Source organism: Paraburkholderia sp. 22098, from assembly GCF_052045935.1.
GTDB classification, from domain to species: Bacteria; Pseudomonadota; Gammaproteobacteria; order Burkholderiales; family Burkholderiaceae; genus Paraburkholderia; species Paraburkholderia caledonica.
The window spans coordinates 1-18364 of the sequence record NZ_JBQEPV010000016.1 but is presented as its reverse complement, the minus strand read 5'-3'; the positions used below and the strand labels follow the sequence as shown (position 1 = coordinate 18364).

Sequence of the window (18364 nt, the reverse complement as noted above, 5' to 3'; positions counted from 1 at the left end):
GCATGCATGATAAGGCTCTTGATGCACACCTGACATTGAACAAATGCGTTACGCATGACCTGGTTGCCAGGCGCGAACGGCGTGCGGTGCGTTCGTCGATCGAGGTTATTCGAATAGCTGCGCCGCCGAATCAGGCCGCCAGCTGTTCCCTGATATACGCAGCGGTGCGGCTCTCCTTTTTGCGCGCGACTTCAGCGGGTCTTCCGCTCACCACGATCGTTCCGCCAGCGTCTCCCGCCCCTGGGCCCACATCGATGACCCAGTCGCTTTGTGCGGCCACTCGCATATCGTGCTCGACCGCGACGACCGTGTTGCCCGCATCGACAAGTCCTTGCAATTGCACCATTAGCCGATCGACGTCGGCGGGATGAAGACCCGTCGTAGGCTCGTCCAGGATGTATAGCGTGTCGCCGCGTTGGGCCCGTTGCAGCTCGGTCGCTAGCTTGATGCGCTGTGCTTCGCCGCCGGATAACTCCGTGGCCGGCTGGCCGAGTCGCAGATAGCCGAGGCCGATGTCGCGCAGCGCGGTGAGGGAACGCATCACGCCGGGCTGGTCGGCGAAGAAACTGCACGCGGCGTCGACCGTCAAGCCCAGCACCTGCGCAATGTTTTTGTCCCGCCACGTGATTTCCAGCGTCGATTCGTTATAACGGGTGCCGTGGCACGTCGTGCAAGGCGCATAGACGCTCGGCAGAAAAAGCAGTTCGACGCTGACGAACCCTTCGCCTTCGCAGGTCGGGCAGCGGCCCTGCGCAACATTGAACGAAAAGCGACCCGCGCTATAGCGCCGCTTGCGGGCGGCGGGCGTGTCCGCGAAAAGCTTGCGCACCTGATCGAAAAGGCCTGTGTAGGTGGCCAGATTGGAACGCGGCGTGCGTCCAATCGGCTTCTGGTCGACCCGTACAAGCCGTCTGATCGATTCCATCCCGTCAACGATGTGGCCGCTCGCCGGCATGCCGCCATCGGCGAGCAGCGGGTCCTGTTCGTCATCGTCCGGGTTTTCGATTGCTTTCCCTAGCCGGCTCGCAACCAGTTCCGGCAGCGCCTGGCTCACAAGGCTCGATTTGCCCGAGCCGGATATGCCGGTCACCGTCGTCAGGCAGCAGAGTGCAAACGCGACGTTCAGCCCATGCAGGTTATTACGCGTGATACCGGCAAGCCGCAGCCAGCCCTTCGCGTCGCGCTGCGTGCGCTCAACGCTTGCCGGCGGCGCGAACAGATGCCGGCGCGTCTGTGACGCTTCGACCGCCGCGAGTCCGTCGGGCGGTCCGCTATACACAATGTGACCGCCCTCCTCGCCTGCAGCGGGACCCACGTCGACCAGCCAGTCGGCGCGCCGCATCATCTGCAGATCGTGCTCGACGACGAACAGCGAATTGCCCGCTGCTTTCAGCGCCTGAAGCGCGCTGAAAAGCGCTTCGCCATCCGCGGGATGCAGGCCGGCCGATGGCTCATCGAGCACATACACGACCCCGAAGAGCTGCGACGACAATTGCGTGGCGAGCCGCAAGCGCTGCAGTTCACCCGAAGACAGCGTCGGCGTACTGCGATCGAGCGAGAGATAACCCAAGCCCAGGTCGATGAGCGTGGTCAACCGTTCCTGAAGTTCGGCCGCAATGCGTTGCGCGGCGAGGCGCTTCTCGCCGGACAGGTTCGGCGTACGTCGCACGTCAGGAGAGGCCTTGTGCGCCGAGCCGCCAGCCGCCACGCGCCGCTCGACGGCGTCGCGCATAGCGCTCCTGCTGAGCACGTCGCCCTTGCCCCGTGGTACCTCGACCGGCTCCTGCCATTCTCCGCGCGCGACCGGTTCAAGAAGCGCGGCGAGTCCTGAGAGAGGCAACTGCGAAAGCTCGGCGATATCGAGTCCGGCGAATTTCACCGATAGCGCTTCTTTCGTGAGCCGTTTGCCGCCGCACTCCGGACAGTCGCTCGACACCATGTACTTCGACACGCGCTTTTTCATCAGCGCGCTTTGCGTGTTGGCGAAGGTATGCAGGACGTATCTGCGGGCGCCGGTAAACGTCCCCTGGTAGCTCGGCTCGTCTTTCCGTTTGAGCGCTGCGCGCGTCTCTTTGGGTGTGAGACCGGCGTAGACGGGCACGGTCGGCTGCTCATCGGTGAAGAGAATCCAGCCGCGATCTTTCTTCGGCAGATCGCGCCACGGCGTATCCACGTCATAACCAAGCGTCACGAGGATGTCGCGCAGATTCTGTCCATGCCATGCGGGCGGCCACGCAGCGATCGCGCGCTCGCGGATGGTCAGCGAGTCGTCGGGCACCATCGAGCTTTCGGTGACTTCATACACGCGCCCTAGCCCATGGCATGTCGGACAGGCGCCTTGCACCGTGTTCGGCGAAAAGTGCTCGGCAAACAACATGGGCTGTTTGGGCGGGTATGTTCCAGTCCGCGAATACAGCATGCGCACGAGGGTGGACAGCGTAGTCACGCTTCCTACCGACGAACGCGCCGACGGCGTGCCGCGTTGCTGTTGCAATGCGACAGCGGGCGGCAATCCTTCGATTGCGTCCACTTCGGGCACGCCGACCTGCTCGATCAGACGCCGCGCGTAAGGCGCGACCGATTCGAAGTAGCGTCGCTGGGCCTCCGCGTACAGCGTGCCGAATGCGAGCGACGACTTGCCCGAACCGGACACGCCTGTAAATACGACCAGCGCGTCGCGTGGAATCTGCACGTCGACGTTTTTCAAATTATGTTCCCGCGCGCCGCGCACGCTGACGAACCCCGTGTCTGTGCGGGAAGACGCCGAGGACGAGCGGGGTTTGCGGCTGCTTGCATCCATATCGGTCGGTAGCTATGGGCCAGGAACCCTACAAAGACGCACAACCCATGCCACACCGGGCAGCCGGCCCGGCGTCCGCGATCACATCTTCCGCTGCGCCACCGCCGCAGGCCACCCTGTGCGCGCTTCGACCCACTCGGCGAGTTTCAGCAAATCGGCGTCACCGTGAGCAGCGCCTACCAGCTGCGCGCCGAGAGGCAAGCCCTGCGGCCCGAATCCCACGGGCACGGTCACGGCCGGCACGCCGAGAAACGTCCACGGTGCACAGAATGACGCGTCGCCCGTATAGTCGAGCCCGCGCGGCGGTTCGCCGGTGGCCGGCGCGACCAGCAGCGCATCGAGCGCCAGCGCGCCGGTCAGCCAGTCGTGGAAGCGGTGCGCCATCGGCATCTGCGCCGCCTTGATGCTCGCGTAGACGGTCGCGGGCAGCTTGCGGCCCTCTTCGACGAGGCCGCGCATTGCCTCGCTCACCAGTTCGGGTGTGCGATCGACCAGTTCGCCGTGCGTGATCGCGGCTTCAACCGACATCAGTTTCAACGCATGCGCAGGCGTTTCGAAGATCTCGGCAGGCAGATCGACTGTGACGATCTCGGCGCCGTCTCGTGCCAGTTGAGCCGCGAGCCTGTCGAGCGCGGCCTGCTGCGCCGGCTCGATTGCCCCGCCGGCCTGTTTGGACAGCACGCCGATGCGCCGCGTCCCCGTGCCGCGCGCCGCAACATGGGCAGCGGACCGAACATGCGAGACGTGCGGATCGGCGGCGTCCGCGCCAGTGACGAGCGCCAGTGCATAAACCACGTCCGCGACGCGTGTTGCAAACATGCCGACGTGGTCTAGCGACCACGCCAGCGGCAACACGCCCGTGCGCGCAATCGCTCCGTAAGTCGGCTTGAAGCCGACGATGCCGCAGTACGCCGCCGGCCGTATCACCGATCCCTGCGTCTGCGTGCCGAGCGCGAGCGGCACGATCCCCGCCGCGACGGCCGCCGCCGAGCCGCTCGACGAACCGCCCGGCGTGAACGCGTCATTCCACGGGTTGACGGTCGCGCCCGGCTTCCGCCACGCGAATTCGGTCGTCACCGTCTTGCCGATAATCGACGCGCCCGCCGCACGCAAACGCGCGACCACCCACGCATCCCGCTCGGGCCGCCGTCCTTTGTAGGCGAGCGAGTTGAATTCGGTCGGCATGTCGGCGGTATCGATCACGTCCTTTACCGCGACTGGTACGCCCGCCAGCGGCGAGGCGACATCCGCGGCATTGACGCGCGCGGCGTCCGGTAAATAACAGAACGCATGCAACGACGCCTGCGATTTGCACGCCGCCTCGTAAGCCTGCGTGACGTACTGCTCGAGTCTCGCCTTGCCCGAGGTAACTTCAGCGCGAATCTGCGAGATGGACGGAATCGGCGCAGCTTTTGAAGAAGAAGAGAACATGGTCATGTAAGCGTCGCGAACGGTGTCAACGGTGTGAGCGGTGTTATTTCGCGGCAAGCGCCGGCTGGATGTAATTCTGCACGATGAACCTGTCGTAGTTCGGCTGCTGCTTCAGATTGCCGAGGGCGATCTGCGTATCCATCGCGACAGTCAGCGCTTTCGGCGTGATGCTGACGTTCTTCGGATACACGCCTTCGTCGAGCATACGCTTCACCGCTGCGTCGACCACTGCGGCGTCGAGTGTCGGGAATTCCTTGCGCGCGATGGCCGCCGTTTCTGCAGGATGGCTTTGCATGTAGAGCAGCGCGTTTTGCAGCCCCTTCACGAACCGCGCGGCTGCATCCGGATCGACGCTGCGCTTCGCGGAAATTGACGAAAACGCGTATTCGCCATAGAGCTTCGGAAAACCGAGCACGACTTTCATGCCCTTAGCGACAGCCTGATCGAGACCAGGCTCATACATCACCGCGATCTTCGCCTGGCCGGCAACGAGCGGTCCGATCTCCGAGCCGAGCGGCACCTGAACCAGCTTCACGTCACTTTGCGACATGCCGTTCTCCTTCAGCAGCTTGAAGAACAGCGACGTGCTGGTGGTCGGCATCTGTCCCGACACGACCACCTGATCTTTCACGTCCTTGATGCCGCTGAACTTCACATCCGGCGCAACGGCGATCCACACCGCCGCACCGTTCACGACATTCGCGATCACATCGACATCGGCGCCCTTCTCCGCGGCCACGGCCGTCCACTCCGGACCGTGTAGCGAGAAGTCCGCGCTGCCGGACAGCACAGCCGAAAGCGCCGCGCTCGGACTGCCCGCCGTCTGCTTGGTGACGTCGAGTCCCGCCTTTTCGAAAAATCCGCCGTCTATTGCCACATAGAGTGGCAAATAGAGCATCGACTGGAACGCCTGCGAAACAGTCACTTTCTTTCCGTCGGCCAGAGCCGGTGTTGAAACGACTGCAACGCTCAGTGCCAAAGCGGTCGTGAGCGCGACGAGCGCCTTTCTTGCGGTGAATGCCATCGTCTGTCCTGTCATGAAGTGGTTGGACTGCCGGAATGCGTTAAACCTTGAGCGTGGTGGTATTCGACGCCTGCCGCCAGGGCAGCAGTTTGCGTTCGAGCATGTCGATCAGAAAGTACAGGACGAAGCCGATCGCCATGAGCACGAACAGCCCCTCCCACACGGTGTTCAGGTCGTACAGGCTGGACGCGGTGAAGATCATGTGTCCGAGGCCCTTCTCCGATGAGATGAATTCACCCACCACTGCGCCCACCAGACCGAAGCCGACGTTGATGCGAAACGTGGAGATCACGTAAGGCAGCGTGAACGGCACTACGACTTTCATGAACACGTCGTTCTTGTTGGCGCCGAGCGTGACGAGCAACGCCTGCAGGTCGGGATCGGCGTCCTTGGCCGCTTCATATGCGGCAATCAGCGCAACGATCGCGGTCAGCGAAATGGCCAGCGCAACCTTCGAGATGAGTCCGGTGCCGAACCACAGAATCACGATGGGTGCAAAAGCGATCTTCGGCACACTATTGATCGCGACGATAAACGGCTCGATGAGCCGCGCGACGAACGGCGAATACCACAGCGCGAGTCCGCACACCGACCCGACTGCGGTGCCGAACACGAAGCCGAGAATTGCTTCAAAAAGCGTATAACCGGTGTCGATGAAAAGCTGATGCGATTGCACGTCGCGCACGAGCGCCGCGAGTATTTTCGAAGGCGAGCCCACAAGAAAATTAGACACCCAGCCGACGCGCGCCGCGCCTTCCCATATCGCAAAGAACGCCACTACCGCCGCGAGTTGCAACAGCGAACGCCCCCAGCCGCTGTCGAGCACGAAGCGCGCGCGGGGCTTTGCTGTGCGTTGTGCAGGCGCCGGTTTATTGATGGAAGCGGATTGCGTCATGCTGCTTCCACCTCCGTCTGAATGTCGAGCTCGCCGCATAACGCGTGAAAGTACCCGGCGAAGTTCGGGTCGCTGCGTGCACCGATTGGCGAGCGAGCGGCTATGTCGATGTCATAGATCTTCTTCACCTGCGAAGGCCGGCCGCCCAGTACAACGACGCGCTTCGACAAGGCCACCGCCTCGTCGATGTCGTGCGTGACGAGTACGACTGTCTTGTGAAACGTCTCGACGGCCTCCATCAGCACGCCTTCCAGATACAGGCGCGTCTGATAGTCGAGCGCCGAGAAAGGCTCGTCCAGCAGAATGATGTCGGGATCGTTAATCAGCGTGCGGATCAGCGCCACGCGCTGACGCATGCCGCCTGACAGCATGCGCGGATACGCATTCTCGAAGCCGGCGAGCCCATAGGTATTGAGGTATTCCATTGCCATGTCGCGTGCTTGCGCAGCGGGCATCTTCGAGAGCTCCGGCCCGATCAGCACGTTTTGCAGCACGGTGCGCCACGGCAGCAGCAGATCGCGCTGCATCATATAGCCGACCTTGCCGCGCAAGCCATCGACGCTTTGCCCGCGATAGACGATGTCGCCGCTATCCGCTTCGAGCAGGCCGGCGATCACGTTGAACACCGTGGTTTTGCCGCAGCCCGAAGGCCCGATGATGCTGACGAAATCGCGCTCGTGGATATCGAAGGTCAGACCGCCGAGCACGTCGACGGAACCCAGTTTGTTCGAAAACGATTTACGGATATTGCGTAACGCAAGCTGAACGGACATGTCTGTTCCTCGACGACGTTTTCGGAGTGCATTGCGACAAAGCGATTGAAATCACGCGCTCTGCTGTGCCGCCAGAAAGCGCCGGCGCATCGGCTTGAGCACCGCAATGGCAAGCAGCGCGGTCGCGATGTCGAGCGTGATCGCGGTCGAAAAAACCGGCACCCAGCTTCCCGCGTGCTGATGCATCAACGCCGCGAGCGGGCCGCCGAAAATAGAACCGATCCCTTGCGAGATATAGAGCCAGCCGTAATTCTCGGTGGCGTGCCGCGTGCCGAACGTGTCAGTGAGCGTCGACGGAAACAGCGAGAAGATCTCGCCCCAACCGAAGAACACCACGCCCGACAGCAGCACGAACAGCACGGCGTTATCGCGCGTGAGCAGCCATAGCGCCATGGCCACACCTTCGAGCGCGAAGGCAAAAAACATCGTGTTCTCGCGCCCCATTCTGTCCGACACCCAGCCGAACAGCGGTCGCGTGAGTCCGTTCGTGAAGCGGTCGATCGTCAACGCCAGCGGCAACGCCGCCATGCCGAACACGAGAACCTTGGTCACGCCGAAGTCGGCGGCGAAGGTGGCCATTTGCGAGGTGACCATGAGGCCCGACGTGGACATCATGGTCATCATCGCGAACATCAGCCAGAAGATCGGCGTCTTCAACGTCTGCGAAGGGCGGAAATTCCTAACGGCAGGCGCGGAAGCGGAGCCCGGGGAAGCCGCGGCATCGTGCGCAGGCGGCACGCGCAAACCCTGCGAAGCAAGCAGGCCTACCACTGCGAACGCAATGCCGAAAATCCAGAGCGTTGCATCGATGCCGCGCACTTGCAGCGACGTGGCGATCGGGAACGTCGTGACGATTGCGCCCATCCCATAGCCCGCCGCGACGGCGCCCGCAGCAAAGCCGCGATTGGTCGGGAACCAGCGCACCATCAGCCCCACCACGCCGACATACACAATACCGGTGCCGAGACCGCCGACCAGTCCATAAGTGAGGTAGAGCATCGGCGCGCTATGCACCTGTGAGGCCAGCACCCAGCTCAGGCCCGACATGACGGTGCCGATTGAAATCAGCATGCGTGGTCCGAAGCGGTCGATCAGCTTGCCCTGAAACGGCGAGAAGAACGTCTGCAATATGATCAGCAGCGAAAACGTGACCTGTAGCTCAGGCAATGCAACGCCGAGTTTCGCGGCGAGCGGCTTGGTCATCAGCGTCCATACATACTGCGGACTCGAAATCGCCATCATGCAGACGAGACCGAGCCCGAGTTGCAGCCAACGATTGTGGGTCGCGCCCGACGAAACGGCGCCGGCTTCCGTCGACGCGATGGGTGGCAACGAAGATTGCAAACGTGTGGTCATGGTGACTCCATTACTAGGCGAATGTCTGCCGGCGCCCGGCAGACGTGCAGCGTCCTCCGGGCCTCGAAGGCCGGACCTGCAATCCGATTGAAAAATAGCGCGCGTGTGCGTCTACCAGCCCGCGGCTGCCCCGTCACTGCGCGGGTCGTAGCCCGCTTCGATCAATCCATCGGGATACCGAACGATTGCGCCGGCATGTCCCATTGCTTCGTCATACGCTTGCATCGTCTCGACTTCGTGGCCGAGCGCTGCAAGTCGCGCGATCGTGTCCGCAGAGAAACGCGCTTCGAGTTTAAGCGTGTCGGTCGATTGACCCCATGTGCGGCCGAGCAGCCAACGCGGCGCGTCGATCGCGGCCTGCGGATTCCAGCCGAACATCGCAATGCGCGAGAACACCGCACTTTGCGACTGCGGCTGCCCGTCGCCGCCCATGTTGCCGTAGACCATCGTGCGGCCATCCGCGAAACGTGCGAGCGCGGGGTTCAGCGTGTGAAAAGGCCGGCGCAGCGGCATTAGCGGATTGCGGGAGCGCTCGTCGAGCGAGAAGCTGCATCCGCGGTTCTGCCAGTTGATGCCCGTCCCGGCCAGCACCACGCCGCTGCCGAACTCGTGATAAATGCTCTGGATGAAGCTCACCGCCACGCCGTTGCTATCGGTCACTCCGAGCCACACCGTATCGCCCGGCCCGCGACCGGCGCCCCACGGCGCGGCTCGAGTCGATGACACCTGCGCAGCCATTGCGTCGAGCGCGGCAGGCTTTAGCAGTTCGCGGGGATCGACGCGCATGTGATCCGGATCGGTGATCTCTGCATCGCGCACCGCGAACGCGAGCTTGGTTGCTTCGACACAGGCGTGCACGAACTCGGGACCCAGCGGGTCCATCTCTTTCGTCAACACGCGATCGAGAATGCCCAGAATCAGCAACGACACGAGCCCTTGTGTCGGCGGCGGCATGTTGTAGATCGCGCCCAGCGAATGATCGAGCGCGAGCGGCGTTCGCACGCGTGCCTCGTGTCGTTGCAGGTCTGCGAGAGTCAGCAGCGAGCCGGCCGACTGAAGATCACTCGCGATGCTGCGTGCAAGGTCGCCGCGATAGAAGTCGTCGAAGCCTGCATGGGCGAGACGTTCGAGAGTGGCGGCAAGACGAGGTGCGACGAAGCGCTCGCCTGTAGCCGGCACCTGACCATCGCAGAGAAATGTCTCTGTGAAACCCGGGATCGAGCGCAGTTCGGCGAGGCGGCTTTCGACACATTGCGACTGGCTGCGCGTGACCGGCACGCCGTGCTTCGCGTAATGGATCGCGTCTTCGAGCAGGCGTTCGACCGGCAGCCTGCCGCCCAGCGTTTCAGCCGACCAGCGATGCGCGCGCTGCCAGCCGGACACCGTGCCGGCCACCGTGTTGGCTGCGAGCGGGCCGCGCGTCGGTATGACCGAGAGTCCACGCGAGCGGTACTCGTCGACACTCGCCGCCAATGCCGCCGCACCGCAGGCTTCAATACCGACAGGCTCGGCGCCGGGACGCGAGATAAGCCAGAACCCGTCGCCGCCAATGCTGTTCATATGCGGATAGACGACGGCGATTGTCGCCGCGGCCGAGATCATCGCTTCGACGGCGTTGCCGCCTTCGCGCAAGATGGCGAGCGCGCTCTGCGCGGCAAGCGCATGAGGCGCGACCGCCATGCCGCGGGTTCCGCGGGCCGGGTTCAGGAATTCGGAAGGCATCGGGTGCACGGGGCTTTTGCTTGTATACATACCCGGTGCATATGCGAATACCATGCCAACGTCCGCATTCCGCGCAAAGGCCGATTGCAGAAGGCGCTTAACAAATTGCCGCGCCGAAAAGCGTGTTGCTAGATGGTGCCTCGCAACCTCGGTGGTGCATAAGGCGCACTGTGAGGCTCCGAGGCGGTGCGGGCGCGCTGCAGGCGCTCGGTGGTCAGTGTGCGCACTTCCGCCCTGCTTCCTTCTATGTGCCGCCCCAATAACTCGACTGCCCGGTCAGCCGCAAGATCGCGGATGGCGGCGAGAATCGCAATGTGTTCGTTGTAAGTGTCGTCGATGCAATCGCCGTATACGAGGTCGAGCCGCCGCACCACGCGGATGCGGTCGGTCACGCGCTGCATGGCCGCGCTCAGCTCTTCATTGCCCGCGGCGAGCACGAGCGCCTCGTGGAACGCCTCGTCGAGCGCCACCATCTCCCGGCCGTCGCGAACGCGTTGTGCGCGAGGGACGTTCCAGATGCGGTCGAGCCGCTCAAGCATCTGCAAAGCGGTGGCGGACAGGGTGCCGTCAGCGCCAAAGAGCCTGGTGACAGAAAACGTCTCGATCAGTTTGCGCATTTCGTACAGATCTTCGAAGCGCTTGAAGTCGATCGGCACGACTTCCCAGCCGCCGCGTACATAGCCGCGCATCAGACCGTCGCTTTGAAGACGTTGCAGCGCCTCTCGCGCTGGTGTGCGCGAAACGCCGAAGCGGTCAGCGATGCTGCCTTCAGTCATACGGTCGCCCGGAAGCAGGCGCATGTCGAAGATATCGTCTCGCACGCTGAAATACACGTGGTCAGCGCGGGACGAGGGAGAGCGGGTTGTGTCTTTCACGCACGAGCCTGGGATTAACAGATCTTCCGGCAGTGACTATCGGTCACCGTCAAAAGATCCGTCAACAAGAATTTAATCTGCGGGCGGCGTTGTTGAACTGACGTTCGCAACTATATGCATGCACCGAACAGCCTGTCGACCAGATCTTCCTTGTCCAGTTGTTCGATCCACCAATCCAGCGCATGTCCGCCTTTATCTTCGCGCCACGCGAGATAGCATTGCGTGTGCTCACGCACGCCGGCAATCCGTCTCCCGACGAGTTTCCGTTCGCGTATGAGGCCTTCGGCCACGCGTTCAGGCAGCATGCCCACGGCGATTCCTTCGCACAGCGCGCCGACCTTGGCCGCCAGCGTGGGCACTACGATGACGGGTTGGCCGTCGTACGTCGCCACCGATTGAGGCTGTAACTCGCGCGACGTGTCGCTTATGACAGCGCCGCGATATGCGGCAATCGTGCCGCGGTCCAACGGCTCGGTCATCGCGGCAAGCGGATGATCCGGCGCCATCACGAATAGATGCCGCAACGCTCCAATTGGCCGCGCCGCGATATTCGCCGCGTGAGGCGGCTCACCGACTGCGCCCACGGCGAGATCCGCGCGCCCTGTAATCAGCGCATCCCAGACGCCGCCAAGCACTTCGGTGGACAGGCGCAACCGCGTGATCGTCTCCATTTCGTAGAAGCTGCGAACATACGGCCACAACGATTCAAACGGCAGGATTTCATCCAGACAGATGCAAAGTTCCGACTCCCAACCTCGCTGGATGCCTTGCGCTTTCATTTCGAGCTGTCGCGCCGCCTTGAGCAACTGACGCCCTTCTTCCACGAGTACCCGGCCGGCTTGCGTGAGTCTCGCGCGTCTTCCGCTGCGGTCGAACAGTTCGACGCCCAGATCGCTTTCAATCTTCTGCACGAGATAGGTCAGTGCCGACGGTACTCTGTGCAGCAACTCGGCTGCCTCGGCAAACGTCTCTGTTCGGTCTATTACATCCAGTACTTCAAGCGCTTCAAAGGAGAGCTTTATCGGCATTCGGCATCCTCGGTCCCGCCCAGGTGTTGATACAGTGCATCACGATGCGCAGATCACGGCGACACCGCTCATTGCAATTCGGAAAAGAAGACATGGAGCGCAACGTCCGTACATGCCGCTACGGCAGGCCAGACTGAACTGCGACTCATGCGAGGGACGGGATTGTAGAGCGGATATAAAGAAGAAGCGACAAATACCGATAAAGCAGACAATTACTGAACAAGCAGACAAATAGCCACGGCGGATTCCCGCTGCCGGAAACCCGCCGCCGGTGCTTCAGAACGAATGGCGCATGCCGATACGCACATCGGCCTGCGTGCTCGTGCTCGACGGCGTGAAGCTATAGCCGATCACCGCGTTCACGCCATCGGAAGCGCGCAGATAATCACCGGAGATATAAACGTCCGTGCGTTTGGACAGCAGATAGTGAAGCCCGAGCGAGCCCTGATTCCAGTGGTTTCCTTCAAATCGCGTGTGTTGATAACCGCCGTATAGCATCAACGCCGGCGTGAACGTGTATGACGCGCCGCCCTCGTACACCTGCATATGCGACGTTTGTCCGAGCCCCTTGATCGTGGTGTAGGTGAAGTTGCCGCTCAACATCACGTTGCCGATCGTGTATGCGGCGCCGACCGCAAAGGCGCCTTGCTTGTCGACGGGGAATGCGGAGGCACTGTACAGATCTGTTACCGCGCCGGTTGCAGGATCGACCGAGACGGTAGGCTGGCCGAGGAAGGTATGCGTGCCGATCATCGCATACGGATCGAACGCGTAGATACCGAACGGATTGTTCAACTGCGTATAGGCGGCGCCCATGTTGAACGCGCCGTGTTCATAGCGTGCGCCCACGCTCCATGCGCTCTTCTGGTGAAAGTCGCCCGCCGTATTGCCGAACGAGTACATGCCGCCAAAAGAAAAACCGGAGATGTCGTTGGAGAGATACTTGATCGAATTCGGCAGCCGGTCGCCGTTCATCCGGTCGAAGTCGCCCTGGTGAATCGCGTAACCGCTCGCCCACGCCGATATGTTGTACAGGTAAGCGAATTCTTCCGTCATGTCGAGCTGGTTACCGAACGACAGCGTGCCCCAACTGTTCTTCAGGCCGACATATGCCTGGCGGCCGAACTCGGCACCGCCGAATCCAAGCTGTCCATTGCCCAGGTGGAATCCCGACTCGAGCACGAAGATGGCCTGCAAGCCGCCGCCGAGATCTTCGACGCCTTTGAAGCCGATACGGTTACCGTACGAAATGCCGTCGTCGAACTTGACCTGGTGGGAGCCACCAGCGTTGCTCACGTACGTGATGCCGGCGTCCAGAACGCCATACAGCGTGACACTGCTTTGCGCGTGGACAACCGTTGGCGCGCACACGGCGCTTGCTGCAATAGCGAGTCCCGAAAGACTGACGGCATTTCTCTTCTTCATTGAATTCTCCCCTGCTCTTTGCCTGCGCAATTCGTTGGATAAAGCGATCCCTGCCGCGGCCAATAGCAGGCGCGCGGCGCTTCTCGCATGACGGGCAGTTCGAAACCGGTTGAGACCGATCGATATGGCCTGGCTGTTATTTGTTCAGCATGAAAATTCCGCCAAGCCCGCATCGACGCGTCAAGAATACGGTTCCAGATTTACGGCGAGTCGATTGGATGCGACATGAATCTGTCGCCTTGCGACCTTACGAGCGAACAACTGGCATTGCCTTTTCTACTTCACGCCAAGAGCCGTCTGAACGGCTTGCAGGCCATTCGCACCGCTCGCGGTATTGACGCCATCGAGCCACGACTTGAGCAGTTCGGGGTGGCGCTTGAGCGCTTCGGTTGCGGCTACGTCGACACTGGTCTTCTTTTCGAGTACTTCGGTGATTACTCCGTTCTCGATGTCGACGTTGAATGTCAGCTGCTTGAAAAGACGATCCACGTTAGGGCATTGTTGCGCATAGCCGCTGCGCGCAACGGTGTTGACCGTGGCGCCGCCGTAGTTCGGACCGAAGTACTTATCGCCACCGTCAAGATAAGTCAGCTTGAACTTCGTGTTCATCACATGCGGCTCCCACGCAAGGAACACGATCCACTTCTTCTCGCGTACTGCACGTTCGACTTGAGTAAGCATGCCAGTCTCGCTCGATTCGACGAGCTTCCAGTTGTCGAGACCAAACGCTTTGTCATCGACCATCTTCTTGATGTTCTGATTGGCCGGCGCGCCCGGTTCGATGCCGTAGATCCTGCTATCGAACTTGTCGGCATTTTTGGCAAGGTCCGCAAACGAGTGAACGCCCGCCGCCGCCACGTAGTCGGGCACTGCGAGCGTGAACTTCGCATTGCTCAGATTCGGATGAACGACCACGATCGATTTTTCTTCTTCAAAGGGTTTGACGACCGGTGCTTGCGCGGGCATCCAGTTGCCGAGAAACACGTCGATTTGCCCTTTTTTCAGGCCCTGATACGTGATGGGCACAGACAGGTTAGCCACCTTCTGTTTATACCCGAGCGCCTTCAGCACGACGCCCGTCATCGCATTGGTGGCGTCGATATCGGTCCATCCAGGCCCCGCCATGTTCACCTGCATGCACGATTGCGGCTCCGCGGCCGACGCGAAACTGGCTGCCGCGCATAGCAGCACAACGCTGGACATCGCCTGTTTGAATAGCTTGTTCATCATCGCGACTTTCCTGTGAGTGAGTGAGAAGTAAGCACGTAGCGACCGTCAGTGCGCGACCGCCGGGAAGCGCGCCATTGCTTCGAGCGTGTCCAGATCGATGTGATTGCGCATGTAACGCTGACTGGCATCGACCCGAGGTTGCCAGTCCCATGAAGCAACTGTGCCTTGCGTGGTGGCGGCGAAATGAAAGCGGCGACGGCGCTGACTTTGCAGCACTTCATCGTGCAGCGCGGCAAGATCCCAGCGCGCGGCAATCTCGTCGCGCAATTCCTCTATCTGGGCGGAGTACTCGGCTTTCGGCGCGAGGTTCACTCGTTCGAGCGGATCGGCTTCGACGTCGTACAGCTGGTCGGGGTCGGCAGGCGAGTGTATGAACTTGAAGCGCCCGCGCCGCAGCATCACAATCGGCGCAATAGCGCCTTCCGCAAGGTACTCGCCTACTGCTTCATCATGACCGCCCTGCTCTCCTCGAAGATGCGGCACAAGACTGTGCCCGTCGAGCGAATCGGGCCATGCGGCCGGTTGTTCGCCGCGCGCCAGTTCGACCAATGTGGGCAGCAGATCGAGATGCGACACGGAAGCCTTCACGCGATGCGCATCGAATTGCGGCGGTGCGTGCACGATCAGCGGCACGCGGCAGCCACCTTCAAAAAAGGTCATCTTGTACCAGAGGCCACGCTCGCCGAGCATCTCACCATGATCGGAAGTGACGACAATAATCGTGTCCTGTGCGAGCCCGGCCTGGTCGAGCGCTTCGAGAATCGCACCGAACTGGTCGTCGACATAGGAAATCGCGCCGTAATAGGCGCGGCGTGCGTTGCGGATCTGCTGGTCGGTCGGCGGCGTGCGGTCGGTTTCGCAAACGTGACGCAAGCGCCTCGAGTGAGGATCGGCTTCGTCGAACGAGTCGCGATGCGCGGGCATGTCGATATCGTCGTCCCGATACATGTTCCAGTACTTTTCCGGAATCGCGTAAGGATCATGAGGATGTGTCAGCGAGGCGACCATGCAGAACGGCCTCGCGTCTTTTCCCGCGTGCCGCTCACGGGCAATGTCGAAGAGCTTCTGGCGCGTTGTGAACGTGACCTCATCGTCGAAATCTAGCTGGTTCGTGCGCACGCACGGCCCGGCGTCGATAACGGAACTCATGTTGTGATACCACGTTGGGCGCGCCTCGAAATCGTCCCAATTCGGCGTCCAGCCGAAGTCGGCCGGATAAATGTCCGTGGTGAGGCGCTCTTCGAAACCGTGCAACTGATCCGCGCCGCAGAAATGCATTTTTCCCGAGAGAATCGTGCGATATCCTTCAGCGCGAAGATAATGCGCGAATGTCAGTGTTTGCGACGGAAATTCCGCGGCATTGTCGTACGCGCCGATTGCAGACGGCAATTTGCCGGATAGAAAAGAAAAGCGCGACGGCGCACACAGCGGGCTTGCGCAATATGCAGAATCGAATACCACACCCTGCTGTGCAAGGCGGTCGAGGTTGGGTGTTCTGGTTAGCGGGTGTCCATAAGCGGCGAGCGCAAATGGAGTCATCTGGTCGGCCATCAGAATGAGAATATTCTTTTTGCTGTCAAGCATGGAGCGCGCCTTGAATAGAATCATGGATGTCAGTGCAACTACCTATGCCGGTGCGATCGCAGACACAACTCGAAGCGCTGGTGGCGGTCCGCGTGCGGCATCTGCACCACTATTGCCGGTCAATTCGGCGCTGTGAAGACGGCAATTCGTTATGTGCCTATAAGGGGGCGTTATGTCGAGGCAGGACCGCTTGCCGCCAATGCAGGCATTGACAATGTTCGAATCCGCCGCGCGTCTCGCGAGTTTCACCGCGGCCGCGCGAGAGTTGGGTTCTACGCAGCCGGCAGTAAGCCAGCGCATCGTGCAGCTCGAAGAGACGCTGGGCGCACCCCTTTTCGAACGCGGCCATCGCGGTGTCCGGCTCACCGAAGACGGCGAGCGGCTTTTCGATGCAGTGCGTCTTGCGCTCGACACCATCCGTCATGCCACTGCCGAAATCCGCGCGCGCCGTACGTCGCAAACGCTCACCCTGTCCACCGACTTTGGTTTCGCTACTTACTGGCTGATGCCGCGGCTTTCGCAATTCAAGGCGCTGATGCCTGATGTCGACGTGAAGATCATCACGTCGCAGAGTGTGTTCGATCCGTCGCACGATCACGCGGACGTGGCGATTGCGTTTGGCGACGAACATGCGGACTGGAACGCGCGCAGCGTCATCAAGCTCTTTCCGGAGCGTGTCACGCCAGTGTGCAGCCCGGCGTTTCTCGCAGCACATCCACCGCTGAGGTCGCCGTCCGAACTGCTCGCGCTGCCGCTTCTGCACCTTGAACCGACGCAGCCCGCGCGCTGGGTGTCGTGGGCCGACTGGTTCGCGGCGCACGGCCTCGTCGCTCCCGCTGCGCATCGCGGCATCACGTTCAACAGCTTCACCCTCGTCGCCCATGCGGCGATCATGGGCCAAGGCGTGGCACTCGGCTGGGCGCCGCTCATCCACGAACTGCTCGCCACCGGCCAACTCGTCGAGCTGTTCGACACCCCGGTGGTCACCGAGCGCGGCTACATGCTGGTCACGCAGCGCGCGGCAACGCCCGCAGTCGAAGCTTTCCGCCAATGGCTGCTCGGCGAATGCGGGCTCGACGCGGAATAGCTATCTGGCGTTCCGGTTCCATTGCCACGGCGATTCGCTTCTATCCGCGCCGCGTGTGAATTTGCTCTACTGCGACGATGCATGCCGCGCCCCGCGGCATCCCCCTTCGTTTATGTGGAGAGCGCATGTCCGCCGATTCCCGTCCTGATCAACTGGTTCTCACCGTCGCGTGTCCGAGCGCCGCGGGCCAGGTTGCCGCCGTTGTCGGCTTTCTCGACCGGCATCATTGTTATATCGACGAACTCACCGTTTTCGACGACGACCTCGGTGAGCGGTTTTTCGTGCGCTGCGTTTTTCACGGCGTGGATGCGAACGAGACGCGAAATATCGCCGCGCTCAAACGGGAGTTCGAGCCGATTGCCGAGCGCTTTCGTATGACCTGGGCAATGCACGACGTCAGCACGCGTCCCAAAGTACTCATCATGGTGTCGAAGCTCGAGCACTGTCTCGCGGACCTGCTATTTCGGTGGCGAATGGGCGAGCTCAAGATGGACATTGTCGGCATTGGCTCGAATCACCGCGATCTCGAACCGCTCGCGCAGCAACACGGCTTGCCGTTTCACCATTTGCCCATTACCGCCGATACAAAACCGCAGCAGGAAGCGCGCTTGCTCGATCTATTCGAGACCTCCGGCGCCGAATTGATGATTCTTGCGCGTTACATGCAGATTCTTTCGGGCGAGACGAGCCGTGCACTCGCTGCACGCGCGATCAACATTCACCATTCGTTTCTGCCCGGCTTCAAGGGTGCGAAACCCTATCACCAGGCGCATGCGCGTGGCGTCAAACTGATCGGCGCGACCGCGCACTTCGTGACCGACGATCTCGACGAAGGTCCGATCATCGAGCAGGTTGTCGAGCGCGTCGATCATTCGTACAGTCCGGAGCGCCTGCTCGCCACCGGACGCGACGTCGAGTGCATTACGCTCGCTCGCGCGGTCAAGGCGTTTATCGAGCGGCGGGTGTTTATCAACGGAGATAGAACTGTCGTGCTGCAATAGTGCTGCAATAAGCACAATCGGCATAGGGGACGGCCATAAGGCCGTACCCCTGCCACACCACCCGGCATGCGGGTCCGCACCGGGCGGTTCGGGAAGTTGAGGTCAGGAGAGCCGGGGTACGCCAAGCTGGTCG

The 18364-nt window shown here is 61.6% G+C and carries 14 protein-coding genes; 2 read left to right on the top strand and 12 right to left on the bottom strand.

Annotation, left to right across the window (positions count from 1 at the left end; translation table 11 throughout):
• Nucleotides 1–130: 130 nt before the first annotated feature.
• The 12 genes from ACTJLB_RS26785 to betC all read right to left on the bottom strand — a co-directional run bounded on the left by ACTJLB_RS26785 (nucleotide 131) and on the right by betC (nucleotide 16143).
• Entirely contained in the window at nucleotides 131–2800 is a 2670-nt protein-coding gene (locus ACTJLB_RS26785; RefSeq protein ID WP_440785067.1) for an excinuclease ABC subunit A, read from the bottom strand.
• Nucleotides 2801–2881: 81 nt separating this feature from the next.
• Nucleotides 2882–4237: an amidase gene (locus ACTJLB_RS26780; RefSeq protein ID WP_440785066.1), complete on the bottom strand. Its 1356-nt coding sequence runs from the start codon at nucleotides 4235–4237 to the stop codon at nucleotides 2882–2884.
• Nucleotides 4238–4274: 37 nt separating this feature from the next.
• On the bottom strand, nucleotides 4275–5255 hold the full coding sequence (locus tag ACTJLB_RS26775) for an ABC transporter substrate-binding protein (RefSeq protein ID WP_440785064.1): 981 nt from the start codon (nucleotides 5253–5255) through the stop codon (nucleotides 4275–4277).
• Between the two features lie 40 nt (nucleotides 5256–5295).
• Nucleotides 5296–6150, bottom strand: a complete 855-nt coding sequence (locus ACTJLB_RS26770) for an ABC transporter permease (RefSeq protein ID WP_408414545.1) — start codon at nucleotides 6148–6150, stop codon at nucleotides 5296–5298.
• Nucleotides 6147–6923: an ABC transporter ATP-binding protein gene (locus tag ACTJLB_RS26765; RefSeq protein WP_440785062.1), complete on the bottom strand. Its 777-nt coding sequence runs from the start codon at nucleotides 6921–6923 to the stop codon at nucleotides 6147–6149. The genes ACTJLB_RS26770 and ACTJLB_RS26765 overlap by 4 nt, the downstream gene beginning before the upstream one ends.
• 51 nt (nucleotides 6924–6974) lie before the next feature.
• The gene (gene oxlT / locus ACTJLB_RS26760) at nucleotides 6975–8279 is read right to left on the bottom strand and encodes an oxalate/formate MFS antiporter (RefSeq protein ID WP_408493300.1); all 1305 of its coding nucleotides are present in this window, start codon (nucleotides 8277–8279) and stop codon (nucleotides 6975–6977) included.
• 111 nt (nucleotides 8280–8390) lie between these two features.
• Nucleotides 8391–10001: a gamma-glutamyltransferase family protein gene (locus ACTJLB_RS26755; RefSeq protein WP_440785061.1), complete on the bottom strand. Its 1611-nt coding sequence runs from the start codon at nucleotides 9999–10001 to the stop codon at nucleotides 8391–8393.
• Between the two features lie 128 nt (nucleotides 10002–10129).
• Nucleotides 10130–10801, bottom strand: a complete 672-nt coding sequence (locus tag ACTJLB_RS26750) for a GntR family transcriptional regulator (RefSeq protein ID WP_230985838.1) — start codon at nucleotides 10799–10801, stop codon at nucleotides 10130–10132.
• Nucleotides 10802–10986: 185 nt separating this feature from the next.
• A complete protein-coding gene (locus tag ACTJLB_RS26745; protein WP_440785059.1) occupies nucleotides 10987–11904 on the bottom strand; it encodes a LysR substrate-binding domain-containing protein in 918 nt (305 codons plus the stop codon).
• 276 nt (nucleotides 11905–12180) lie between these two features.
• Nucleotides 12181–13329 (bottom strand): porin, encoded by a 1149-nt coding sequence (locus tag ACTJLB_RS26740; RefSeq protein ID WP_020067513.1) that lies wholly within the window; start codon nucleotides 13327–13329, stop codon nucleotides 12181–12183.
• Between the two features lie 276 nt (nucleotides 13330–13605).
• Complete coding sequence (locus tag ACTJLB_RS26735) at nucleotides 13606–14559, bottom strand: choline ABC transporter substrate-binding protein (protein ID WP_288830539.1); 954 nt, start codon at nucleotides 14557–14559, stop codon at nucleotides 13606–13608.
• Between the two features lie 45 nt (nucleotides 14560–14604).
• Nucleotides 14605–16143, bottom strand: coding sequence for a choline-sulfatase (betC, locus tag ACTJLB_RS26730; RefSeq protein ID WP_440785058.1), 1539 nt, complete (start codon nucleotides 16141–16143; stop codon nucleotides 14605–14607).
• Nucleotides 16144–16315: 172 nt separating this feature from the next.
• On the opposite strand from betC, the gene ACTJLB_RS26725 reads away from it, so the two are divergent.
• Both ACTJLB_RS26725 and purU read left to right on the top strand, forming a co-directional pair.
• The gene (locus ACTJLB_RS26725; protein ID WP_440785057.1) at nucleotides 16316–17230 is read left to right on the top strand and encodes a choline sulfate utilization transcriptional regulator; all 915 of its coding nucleotides are present in this window, start codon (nucleotides 16316–16318) and stop codon (nucleotides 17228–17230) included.
• 125 nt (nucleotides 17231–17355) lie between these two features.
• Nucleotides 17356–18231 carry a formyltetrahydrofolate deformylase gene (purU, locus tag ACTJLB_RS26720; protein ID WP_440785055.1) on the top strand — a complete coding sequence of 292 codons (876 nt, stop codon included), beginning with the start codon at nucleotides 17356–17358 and terminating at the stop codon, nucleotides 18229–18231.
• The last annotated feature ends 133 nt before the right edge of the window (nucleotides 18232–18364 follow it).

Coding starts and splice junctions, on each gene's coding strand:
- ACTJLB_RS26785 (WP_440785067.1), bottom strand. CDS start 2,800: ATGGATGCAAGCAGCCGCAAACCCCGCTCGTCCTCGGCGTCTTCCCGC.
- ACTJLB_RS26780 (WP_440785066.1), bottom strand. CDS start 4,237: ATGACCATGTTCTCTTCTTCTTCAAAAGCTGCGCCGATTCCGTCCATC.
- ACTJLB_RS26775 (WP_440785064.1), bottom strand. CDS start 5,255: ATGGCATTCACCGCAAGAAAGGCGCTCGTCGCGCTCACGACCGCTTTG.
- ACTJLB_RS26770 (WP_408414545.1), bottom strand. CDS start 6,150: ATGACGCAATCCGCTTCCATCAATAAACCGGCGCCTGCACAACGCACA.
- ACTJLB_RS26765 (WP_440785062.1), bottom strand. CDS start 6,923: ATGTCCGTTCAGCTTGCGTTACGCAATATCCGTAAATCGTTTTCGAAC.
- oxlT (WP_408493300.1), bottom strand. CDS start 8,279: ATGACCACACGTTTGCAATCTTCGTTGCCACCCATCGCGTCGACGGAA.
- ACTJLB_RS26755 (WP_440785061.1), bottom strand. CDS start 10,001: ATGCCTTCCGAATTCCTGAACCCGGCCCGCGGAACCCGCGGCATGGCG.
- ACTJLB_RS26750 (WP_230985838.1), bottom strand. CDS start 10,801: ATGCGCCTGCTTCCGGGCGACCGTATGACTGAAGGCAGCATCGCTGAC.
- ACTJLB_RS26745 (WP_440785059.1), bottom strand. CDS start 11,904: ATGCCGATAAAGCTCTCCTTTGAAGCGCTTGAAGTACTGGATGTAATA.
- ACTJLB_RS26740 (WP_020067513.1), bottom strand. CDS start 13,329: ATGAAGAAGAGAAATGCCGTCAGTCTTTCGGGACTCGCTATTGCAGCA.
- ACTJLB_RS26735 (WP_288830539.1), bottom strand. CDS start 14,559: ATGATGAACAAGCTATTCAAACAGGCGATGTCCAGCGTTGTGCTGCTA.
- betC (WP_440785058.1), bottom strand. CDS start 16,143: ATGCTTGACAGCAAAAAGAATATTCTCATTCTGATGGCCGACCAGATG.
- ACTJLB_RS26725 (WP_440785057.1), top strand. CDS start 16,316: ATGTCGAGGCAGGACCGCTTGCCGCCAATGCAGGCATTGACAATGTTC.
- purU (WP_440785055.1), top strand. CDS start 17,356: ATGTCCGCCGATTCCCGTCCTGATCAACTGGTTCTCACCGTCGCGTGT.